Below are 9,109 nucleotides of genomic sequence, written 5' to 3'. Positions count from 1 at the left end.
GCGCGACGCCCGCTCGCTGGAGAAGGCCCTGCAGGACGCCGGCGTGAAGGCCGACTCCGGCAGCCTCAGCTTCAGCCTGCGCGGCGACGGCAACCCCTTCGCCGGTGAGGGCGGCAATGGGTCCGGATCGGGCCGGCGCGGCCGCGGCTTCGCCGGCGACGAGGAGGACCCGGCCGAAGTGGCCGCCGCCTACGCCCTGACCCTCGCCCCCGGGCGCGTCGATTTCCGCGTGTGACCGTCCAGATCCTGAACTCCGGACGCCGATCCGCCGCGAACGCATAGAGGACCACGACCATGGCCATCACCTCGACCGACAGCTCCAGCAACCTGACCCCCTGGGGCACGCAGAAGCAGTCGCAGACCAAGACGCCCGAGAAGACCGAGACGACCACCAAGACCGCGGACGAGGTGAAGACCGATACGGCGCTGAAGGGCATCGGCGACAACTTCAACAACTTCCTGCAGCTGCTGACCACGCAGATGAAGAACCAGGACCCGACCAAGCCGATGGACACCAACGAAATGACGCAGCAGTTGGTGCAGTTCGCCAACGTCGAGCAGAACATCGGCACCAACAGCCGGCTCGACAAGCTGCTGAAGCTCCAGCAGGCCGGGTCGGCGTCGACCCAGCTGGCCTATCTCGGCCGCACGGTGGTCTATGAGGGCGAGGAGTTCCAGTACACCCAGGGCATGACCGCCGCCCCGCTCGGCTACGAGCTGGAGACCGCGTCCAAGTCCACGCGCGTCGACATCCTGGACAGCACCGGCCGCATCGTCCGCTCCATGAACGGCGAGACCACCGCCGGCACCCGCCACGTGGTGAGCTGGGACTTCAAGGACGACCAGGGCCGCGCCGTGCAGCCCGGCACCTACAAGCTGAACGTCGCGCCGAAGGGCGCCACCACCGACGACATCATCAAGACCAAGAGCTTCACTTTCGGCACCGTCGCCGGCATCGACAACAGTAAGGACGGCGAAATGATGCTGAACGTGAACGGCAAGTCGCTGCCGTGGTCCGACATCGAGTCGGTGCGCTGATCCCTCCCCGCTCCGGCGGGGTTCCTGAACGGTCTCTGGGCCTCCCCTGCGCACCGCGGGCGGAGGCCTTTCCGTGCCCGGACCCGATCATTTCATGTCTAAAGCATTAACCCTATCGATTAGGCATTTTTTAAGTGCCCCTGGTTACACTCCGACGCCGTAGCAGGAACTTGCAGTGGTGGATGGAGCGTCCGCGCATGTCATCTCACGATACCGAACTTGACGACGACAGCTCCGGTGGAGCGTCGGTCATCGGTCCCGGAGGGCGGCCGATGACGGAGGACGATCTGCCGCCGCCGGACACCAAGCGTTGGGTCATGCGGCGCAAGGCGGAGGTCGTGGCCGGCGTGCGCTCGGGGCTGATCAGCCTTGAGGAGGCGTGCCGCCGCTACACCCTGTCGGTCGAGGAATTCCTGTCCTGGCAGCGGCTGATCGACAGCCATGGGGTGCGCGGCCTGCGCGCCACGCGCCTGCAGGATTATCGCGGCGGTGCCGCCCCGGCACGCCCGCGCATGATGAGCGGAGCCGCCGAGTAAACCTGCCGACCCGAATCCATCACCGCACATGCGACAAAGCGCCGCAGGGCTCCGCCCGACGGCGCTTTCGCTTTTTTACGGGACGCGATTCGGGACGACGCCGGTAGGTTGGGTTGAGCGCCAGCGAAAACCCAACGTTATCACCACGCCCCACAACGCACGAAGGCCGCCTTGCGGCGGCCTCGACGTGTTTCGATCGGTGTGTTCGGTGGGAATGGTGGGCGCACAAGGACTCGAACCTTGGACCCGCTGATTAAGAGTCAGCTGCTCTACCAACTGAGCTATGCGCCCGAACACCTTTTCCTTTTTGAAGAGATGGTGGGCGCACAAGGACTCGAACCTTGGACCCGCTGATTAAGAGTCAGCTGCTCTACCAACTGAGCTATGCGCCCATCTCTTCGTCCCGCCGGCCGTTCCGTCCGGCGAGGCCCGCTGTATAATGGACCCCTTTGGCGTTGTCCAGGGGAAATCCGCCGGTCGGCGCGAGGTTTTTCGCCGCTCAGCCGCGCGGCCCGTCGGGGGCGCCGGGCGTCACGTCGGCGACGGCCGAACGGCCGGGGTCGCGCTTCTGGCACTCCAGCAGGATGTCGCGCGCGATCGGCGCGGCGGCCGTGGAACCGCCGCCGCCGTGCTCGACGATCACGCCGATGGCATAGCGCGGCGCGTGCACCGGCGCGAAGGCGACGAACAGCGCGTGGTCGCGCTCGCGCCAGGGCAGGTCCTCGTTCTTCTTCACGCCGGTGTTGCGCTCGGCCATGGAAATGCGGCGGACCTGGGCGCTGCCGGTCTTTCCGGCCATCTCGAAGCCGGCCTCGGTGATGCGCGCCTTGAAGGCGGTGCCGTTGGGGGCGTTCACCACCTCGGTCATGCCGCGGATGATGACGTCCAGGTGGTCCTTCTTCACGCCGATGGAGGGCCACACCGTCGTCTCGTGCGGGCCGCCCTTGATCTGCTTGGTCAGGTGTGGCTTCACCGCATGCCCGCCGTTGGCCAGGCGGCAGGACATGGTGGCCAGCTGCAGCGGCGTGGCCAGCACGTAGCCCTGCCCGATTGAGGCGATCAGCGTCTCGCCCTGCGCCCACGACTTGCCGATGGTCGCCTTCTTCCATTCGGTGGACGGCATGACGCCCGGCCGCTCGTGCGGCAGGTCGAGGCCGGACGGCTGCCCCATGCCCAGGCGCTTGCCCATCTCGGAAATGCGGTCGATGCCGATGCGCCGCGACACCTCGTAGAAGAAGGTGTCGCAGGAGTGGCGCAGCGCCCCCACCATGTCGACGGTGCCGTGCCCGCCCTTCTTCCAGCAGTGGAAGCGGTGGTCGCCGAAATCGTAGTGGCCGGGGCAGAACACCGAGAAGCTCTTGTTGACGATGCCCGATTCGAGGGCCGCCAGCGCCGTGACCATCTTGAAGGTGGAACCCGGCGGGTACTGGCCGGCCACCGCCTTGTTGCTCAGCGGCGTCGTGGGGTTGGACAGCAGGTCCTCCCACAGTTCGGCGCTGATGCCCATGGTGAACTGGTTGGGGTCGTAGCTGGGGTGCGAGGCCAGCGCGTAGATGGCGCCGGTGTGCACGTCCATCACCACGCAGGCCGCACTCTGCTCCTTCGACAGGCGCTGCTGGGCGAACTGCTGGAGGCCGATGTCGATGGTCAGCTGCACCTCGCGGCCGGGCTGCCCCTCGTCCCGCGACAGCTCGCGGATGACGCGGCCCACCGCGTTCACCTCCAGCTGGCTGGTGCCGGCGGTGCCGCGCAGGCTCTTCTCGTGGTGCTTCTCCAGCCCGCTCTTGCCGATGCGGAAGCCGGGCAGCGACAGCACCGGGTCGCCGTTCAGCTCCGATTCGGAGACGGCGCCGACGTAGCCGAGGATGTGCGCCGTCGCCTCGCCGAAGGGGTAGTAGCGGATCTCGCCCACGTCGATGGACGCCCCCGGCAGGTCGGGGATGTTCATCTCGATGGTGGCGACCTGCTCCCAGGTCAGGTTCTCGCGCACGGTGACCGGGACGAAGCGGCGCTTGCGGTGCAGCTCGCGCATCACGCGCCGGCGGTCGGCGTCGGTCAGCGGCACGATCTGCGCGATCTTGTCCAGCGTCTCCGGCATGCTCTTGGTGCGCTCGGCGGTGACCACCACGCGGTAGTTCTGCTGGTTCACGGCCAGCGGAACGCCGAAACGGTCGACGATCGGCCCGCGCGAGGGGGCGATCAGCCGCAGGCTGATGCGGTTCTCCTCGGCCAGCATGGTGTACTTCTGCGACTGCAGGACCTGCAGGTAATAGAGGCGCCCGGCCAGCGTGGACAGCAGGCCGACCTTCAGCCCGCCCAGCACCAGCATCCGCCGCGTCAGCGTGCGGTAGCGGTCGGTGTCGCGATCGCCGGACATGCCGCGTGAGCCGCTCATGCCGCCTCCGTCATGGCAGGAACGCCCTGTGCACGCGGACGAACAGCCACGTGAAGGCCGGGAACAGCGCCAGCGTCAGCAGCGCCTGGAACAACATGGAACGGAACGGCAGCAGCGCCGTGTTGAGCACGCTGAACACCATCCATTCCATCACCGCGGCGCCGAAGACGATGAGCGCGAAGCCGAACCACATCAGTGGAAAGGTGCTGGCCAGGAAGAACCGGCGCTGCGTCAGCACCACCCAGTGCGCCGTCACCATCACCAGCGCGTTGAGGCCGAGCGGAGCCCCGCTCAGCAGATCCTCCAGCAGGCCCAGCGCGAACACCGCGCCGGGGCGCAGCAGGTCGGGGCGGTGGATCGTCCAGTAATAGACGGCCATCAGCGTCAGCGACGGGGCCACGGCGGTGTAGGCCGGAATCCGCAGCGGCACGAGGCCGAGCAGAAGCAGCATCACCGTAACCGCGAAGGGCGCGAGGTTGCGCCCGGCCTTGTCGAGACGTTGCCAGAGGGTGACGGTCATTTCAGAGTGCGCTGATCCATCTCGTCCTGCACGCCGGGCAGACCGAAGTCGACGAGGCGCAGATGCTCCAGCCGGCTGAGGTCGGCGATCGGCTGGACCTTGACGCCGCGCTCGCCCACCGCGGTGACGACGCCCACCGGGATGCCCGGCGGGAACAGCCCGCCGTGGCCGGAGGTGACGACCCGCTCGCCCACCGCGATCACGGCGTCGGCCGGCAGGTACAACAGGCGCGGCTGGTCGGAGTTGTCACCCGCCAGCACGGCGCGGGCGCGCGAGCTTTCCAGGACGACGGGAACGCGCGTGTTGATATCGGTGATCAGCAGGACGCGCGCCGACCATTCCCCCACCTCGACCACGCGGCCGACCATGCCGGCGCCGCCGATGGCCGCCTGCCCCTTGCGCACGCCGTCGCGCCGGCCGGCGGTGACCACGACGGTGCGCAGGAACGAGCCGCCGGGAGCGGCGATGACGCGGGCGGTGATCGAGGACGCCGTCGGTTCCGGCTTGTAGTGCAGGAGGGCGCGCAGGCTGCCGTTCTCGGCCTCCAGCCGAGTCGCCGCCTGCTTCCATTGCAGCAGGCGCGCGTTCTCCGCCTTCAGGCGCTGGTTCTCCTCGTACACGTTCTCCAGCGCCACGATCGACTCGACGAAGTGCGCGGCGGTGGCTGCCGGGCGCGACAGCGCGTCCATGATCGGGGCGAAGGCGTCGGTGACGCGGGCGCGCACGCTATCCACCAGCACCGCGTCGACCTTGCCGACCATCATCAGCGCGACCGAGGCGAGCACCAGAAGAAGGAAAGAGAAACGCTGGGCCAGGGCCTTCAGCGGGGCGGCTAGGCGCACGACGGATCCGGAGGTTCGCGGCTTCACAGGATGATCCCGTCCAGGAACGCGGCCCGCCTCTTCCCCACGACCGCATTGTGATCACGGGGAGAGAGGTACCCGACTGAGAATTACACGATCAGTATGCGCTGACCAAGACGTTTCGCAACGTCTTCATCTCTTCCAGCGCGCGGCCTGTGCCCAGGGCGACACAGGACAGCGGGTCGTCGGCGATCGACACCGGCAGGCCCGTGGCGTGGCGCAGCACGTAGTCCAGGTTGCCCAGCAGCGCGCCGCCGCCGGTCAGCACGATGCCCTTGTCGACGATGTCGGCGGCCAGTTCGGGGGCCGTGTGCTCCAGCGCCACCTTCACCGCCTCGACGATGGCCGACACGGGTTCGGCCAGGGACTCGGCGATCTGGCGTTCGGAGATGATGAGTTCCTTGGGCACGCCGTTCATGAGGTCGCGGCCCTTGATCTCCAGGATGCGGCCCTCGCCGTCTTCCGGCGGGCAGGCGGAGCCGATTTCCTTCTTGATGCGCTCGGCCGATCCCTCGCCCACCAGCAGGTTGTGGGTGCGGCGGATGTAGCCGATGATCGCCTCGTCCATCTTGTCGCCGCCCACGCGCACCGAGCGCGAGTAGACGATGCCGCCCAGCGACAGCACGGCCACCTCGGTGGTGCCGCCGCCGATGTCGACGACCATGGAGCCGGTCGGTTCCGTCACCGGCAGCCCGGCGCCGATCGCGGCGGCCATCGGCTCCTCGATGAGGAAGACGCGGCGGGCACCGGCGGCCTCGGCCGACTCCTGGATCGCCCGGCGCTCCACCGCGGTCGAGCCCGACGGCACGCAGATGATGACCTGCGGGCTGGCGAAGCTGCGGCGGTTGTGCACCTTGCGGATGAAGTGCTTGATCATCTCCTCGGCGACTTCGAAGTCGGCGATGACGCCGTCGCGCAGCGGACGGATGGCCTGGATGTTCCCGGGCGTGCGGCCCAGCATCATCTTGGCCTCGTCGCCGACGGCCAGCACCTGCTTCTTGCCGCGGACGTTGGCGATGGCCACGACCGACGGCTCGTTCAGCACGATGCCGCGCCCCTTGACGTAGACGAGGGTGTTGGCCGTCCCAAGATCGATCGCCATGTCGGCGGACAGAACGCCGAGGAGTTTGGAAAGCATGGACCCGACTAGCTCTTCATTCGGTTGCGACGGCCTGGCCGGCGAAAGGGCTTTCTACCACTTCCGCCGACGGTTCCATAGACCAAGGTTCCGGTGCGCTCAAGCGGAGAGTGCGGTGGAGGCTGCCCTCTGATGCTTAAGGCGGGGCGATATGGTCATGCACGGTTCCTTCGGGACCTCTTGAGGCGGGGGAGCGTCGATGCCCGCCGGGGTGTTCCGCCGGGAGCCCCGCGCGAATGCGGGATCAGCAGGTCCGTCCGTCCGCGAGTGGACGTACACTCGCGGATCACGGTTAATTTTCCGTCAACGCACCGCGTCCAGCCGTCGGGCCGTTTTCTAGGCGGAATCCCCCGCAGCCGCAATGGCTTTGTGACACGAAGGGGATCCGTGCGCGCCGGGGGGACATGCGGAAAAAGCCCGTGAAAAAGATTCGTTCAGCAACGCCCCACCAACATCCCACGGCATGCGGGTTCATGCTAAGGTCCGCAGCCGGAGGAATGCCATGAAACACACCACGCCCCACATCGTCACGGCCTATGAGGAGGCCATCCGCAAGCTGCGCTCCAGCGTGGTGGAGATGGCCGGGGCGGCGGAGACGCAGTTGGACGGCGCGCTGTCCTGCCTGACCCACCGCGACCCCGAGCTGGCGGGCGAGGTCATCCGCGGCGACCACCGCCTGGACCGCGAGGAGCAGGGCATCGAGGCGCACGCCATGCGCCTGCTGGTGCTGCGCCAGCCGGTGGCCGACGACCTGCGCGAGGTGATGGCGGCGCTGAAGATCGCCCACAACCTGGAACGGGTCGGCGACTACGCCGCCAACATCGCCAAGCGCTCGGCCGCGCTGGTCAGCCTGCCTGATTTGGGCGTAGGGGAGTTGGGAGTGGCGGCGGCGCTGCCGGAGCTGGGCCGCATGGTGCGCGAACGGCTGAGCGCGGTGGTCGACGCCTATGTCGAGGCGGACGCCGAGGCAGCGCTGGACGTGTGGCGCCGCGACGCCGAGGTGGACGCGCTGTACACCAGCCTGTGCGGCGACATCGTGCGCGCGGCCGGCGAGAACGCCGACCTGTTCGCCACGCACATGCACCTGCTGTTCATGGCCAAGAACCTGGAGCGCATCGGCGACCACGCGACCAACATCGCGGAGGTCGTGCACTTCCTGGCCACCGGCCGCCCGCTGGCGGAGGAGCGGCCGAAGGCCGACCGCACCAGCGAGACGGCGACGATCTAAGCCGCCGGTGGTATGGAAACCATGCGCGGTCATGGACACGTAGGATAGATGACGAAGCGCGCTCCCGAATCCCCATCCTCCGACGAGCTGGTCCGCCTGTACGAGGCGGTCCGCGAACGCCAGAGCCACGACCCGGCCGGCTCCCGCACGGCCAAGCTGTTCGCCGCCGGCACCAAGAAGATCGCCAAGAAGGTCGGCGAGGAGGCGGTGGAGGTGGCGCTGGACGCCATCGCCGGCGACCGCGAGGGCGTGATCGCCGAGAGCGCCGACCTGCTCTACAACCTGTCCGTCCTGTGGGCCCAGCTCGACCTGCGCCCCGAGGACGTCTACGCCGAGCTGCGCCGCCGCGAGACGCTGTACGGCATCGCCGAGAAGCTGCCGAAGGTGATGGTGGGCGGCGGCGGGAAGTGAGCCCCCGTAACGCCCGTAGGTTGGGTTGAGCGCCAGCGAAAACCCGACGACCCCGACACGGCAAGGACGTTGGGTTTTCGTTTGCGGCTCAACCCAACCTACAAATGGCGGGTTTCGTGCAAACGAAAAGCGCGCCCCGAGGGGCGCGCTTCCCGTTTTCCGAACCGAACCGCAGGGCTCAGTTCTTGGCCTTGTCGACAAGGCGGCGCTCGGAGATCCAGGGCATCATGGCGCGCAGCTTCTCGCCGACCTGCTCGATCGAGTGCTCGGCGTTGCGGCGGCGGATGGCCTTGAAGCTCGGCTGGCCGGCCTTGCACTCCAGCATCCAGTCGCGCACGAAGCGGCCGGTCTGGATGTCCTCCAGGACGCGCTTCATCTCGGCCTTGGTCTCGGCGGTCACGATGCGCGGGCCGGTCTTGTAGTCACCGTACTCGGCCGTGTTGGAGATCGAGTAGCGCATGTTGGCCATGCCGCCCTCGTACATCAGGTCGACGATCAGCTTCACCTCGTGCAGGCACTCGAAGTAGGCCATCTCCGGGGCGTAGCCGGCCTCGGTCAGCGTCTCGTAGCCGGCCTTGATCAGCTCGGTCAGGCCGCCGCACAGCACGGCCTGCTCGCCGAACAGGTCGGTCTCGCACTCTTCCTTGAAGGTGGTCTCGATGATGCCGGCGCGGCCGCCGCCGATGGCCGAGGCGTAGGACAGCGCGATGTCCAGCGCGTTGCCGGTGGCGTTCTGGTGCACCGCCACCAGGCAGGGCACGCCGCCGCCGCGCTGGTACTCGCCGCGCACGGTGTGGCCGGGGCCCTTCGGGGCGATCATGAACACGTCGAGGTCGGCGCGCGGCTCGATCAGGTTGAAGTGCACGTTCAGGCCGTGCGCGAACACCATCGAGGCGCCCTGCTTCATGTTCTTCGCGAGGTCGTCGCGGTACAGGTCGGCCTGCAGCTCGTCGGGGGTGAGGATCATCACCACGTCGGCC

9 protein-coding genes, 2 tRNA genes and 1 pseudogene are annotated in these 9,109 nt (G+C 67.9%); 5 read left to right on the top strand and 7 right to left on the bottom strand.

Features of this window, described 5'->3' with window-relative positions; translation table 11 throughout:
- The 3 genes and pseudogenes from VED21_RS14995 to VED21_RS14985 form a co-directional block, all read left to right on the top strand.
- Nucleotides 1-235 (top strand): annotated as a pseudogene (locus VED21_RS14995) (flagellar hook-length control protein FliK); the annotation flags it as partial.
- A 59-nt stretch (nucleotides 236-294) separates the two neighbouring features.
- A complete protein-coding gene (locus tag VED21_RS14990; RefSeq protein WP_324883315.1) occupies nucleotides 295-1,038 on the top strand; it encodes a flagellar hook assembly protein FlgD in 744 nt (247 codons plus the stop codon).
- A 197-nt stretch (nucleotides 1,039-1,235) separates the two neighbouring features.
- Nucleotides 1,236-1,574 carry a DUF1153 domain-containing protein gene (locus tag VED21_RS14985; protein WP_324883313.1) on the top strand — a complete coding sequence of 113 codons (339 nt, stop codon included), beginning with the start codon at nucleotides 1,236-1,238 and terminating at the stop codon, nucleotides 1,572-1,574.
- A gap of 215 nt (nucleotides 1,575-1,789) precedes the next feature.
- Here the strand turns inward: VED21_RS14985 and VED21_RS14980 are convergent.
- From VED21_RS14980 to VED21_RS14955, 6 genes are all read right to left on the bottom strand, one after another.
- Nucleotides 1,790-1,865: transfer RNA gene (locus VED21_RS14980), tRNA-Lys, on the bottom strand.
- 25 nt (nucleotides 1,866-1,890) lie between these two features.
- Nucleotides 1,891-1,966, bottom strand: a tRNA-Lys gene (locus tag VED21_RS14975).
- Between the two features lie 107 nt (nucleotides 1,967-2,073).
- On the bottom strand, nucleotides 2,074-3,969 hold the full coding sequence (gene mrdA / locus VED21_RS14970) for a penicillin-binding protein 2 (RefSeq protein WP_324883311.1): 1,896 nt from the start codon (nucleotides 3,967-3,969) through the stop codon (nucleotides 2,074-2,076).
- Nucleotides 3,970-3,979: 10 nt separating this feature from the next.
- Nucleotides 3,980-4,489 carry a rod shape-determining protein MreD gene (mreD, locus tag VED21_RS14965; protein WP_324883309.1) on the bottom strand — a complete coding sequence of 170 codons (510 nt, stop codon included), beginning with the start codon at nucleotides 4,487-4,489 and terminating at the stop codon, nucleotides 3,980-3,982.
- Nucleotides 4,486-5,358: a rod shape-determining protein MreC gene (gene mreC, locus VED21_RS14960; protein WP_324883307.1), complete on the bottom strand. Its 873-nt coding sequence runs from the start codon at nucleotides 5,356-5,358 to the stop codon at nucleotides 4,486-4,488. Before mreC ends, mreD begins: the two co-directional genes overlap by 4 nt.
- 91 nt (nucleotides 5,359-5,449) lie before the next feature.
- Nucleotides 5,450-6,490 carry a rod shape-determining protein gene (locus tag VED21_RS14955; protein ID WP_324883305.1) on the bottom strand — a complete coding sequence of 347 codons (1,041 nt, stop codon included), beginning with the start codon at nucleotides 6,488-6,490 and terminating at the stop codon, nucleotides 5,450-5,452.
- 502 nt (nucleotides 6,491-6,992) lie between these two features.
- Here VED21_RS14955 and phoU point away from each other — a divergent pair.
- Both phoU and hisE read left to right on the top strand, forming a co-directional pair.
- Entirely contained in the window at nucleotides 6,993-7,718 is a 726-nt protein-coding gene (gene phoU, locus VED21_RS14950; protein WP_324883302.1) for a phosphate signaling complex protein PhoU, read from the top strand.
- Between the two features lie 48 nt (nucleotides 7,719-7,766).
- Nucleotides 7,767-8,129 (top strand): phosphoribosyl-ATP diphosphatase, encoded by a 363-nt coding sequence (hisE, locus tag VED21_RS14945; protein WP_324883300.1) that lies wholly within the window; start codon nucleotides 7,767-7,769, stop codon nucleotides 8,127-8,129.
- A 178-nt stretch (nucleotides 8,130-8,307) separates the two neighbouring features.
- On the opposite strand, the gene ilvC is transcribed toward hisE, so the two are convergent.
- Nucleotides 8,308-9,109, bottom strand: an 802-nt coding sequence (gene ilvC, locus VED21_RS14940) for a ketol-acid reductoisomerase (protein WP_324883298.1), incomplete at its 5' end; no start/stop codon positions are given.

Origin of the sequence: Azospirillum sp., assembly GCF_035627195.1 — a bacterium.
Taxonomy (GTDB): Bacteria; Pseudomonadota; Alphaproteobacteria; order Azospirillales; family Azospirillaceae; genus Azospirillum.
Note: the sequence above shows the minus strand (reverse complement) of the source record. Positions and strands in the feature narration are given on the sequence as shown.

Excerpts from the sequence above, each read along its gene's own strand:
- VED21_RS14990 (WP_324883315.1), top strand. The coding sequence starts at position 295 with ATGGCCATCACCTCGACCGACAGCTCCAGCAACCTGACCCCCTGGGGC.
- VED21_RS14985 (WP_324883313.1), top strand. The coding sequence starts at position 1,236 with ATGTCATCTCACGATACCGAACTTGACGACGACAGCTCCGGTGGAGCG.
- mrdA (WP_324883311.1), bottom strand. The coding sequence starts at position 3,969 with ATGAGCGGCTCACGCGGCATGTCCGGCGATCGCGACACCGACCGCTAC.
- mreD (WP_324883309.1), bottom strand. The coding sequence starts at position 4,489 with ATGACCGTCACCCTCTGGCAACGTCTCGACAAGGCCGGGCGCAACCTC.
- VED21_RS14955 (WP_324883305.1), bottom strand. The coding sequence starts at position 6,490 with ATGCTTTCCAAACTCCTCGGCGTTCTGTCCGCCGACATGGCGATCGAT.
- phoU (WP_324883302.1), top strand. The coding sequence starts at position 6,993 with ATGAAACACACCACGCCCCACATCGTCACGGCCTATGAGGAGGCCATC.
- hisE (WP_324883300.1), top strand. The coding sequence starts at position 7,767 with ATGACGAAGCGCGCTCCCGAATCCCCATCCTCCGACGAGCTGGTCCGC.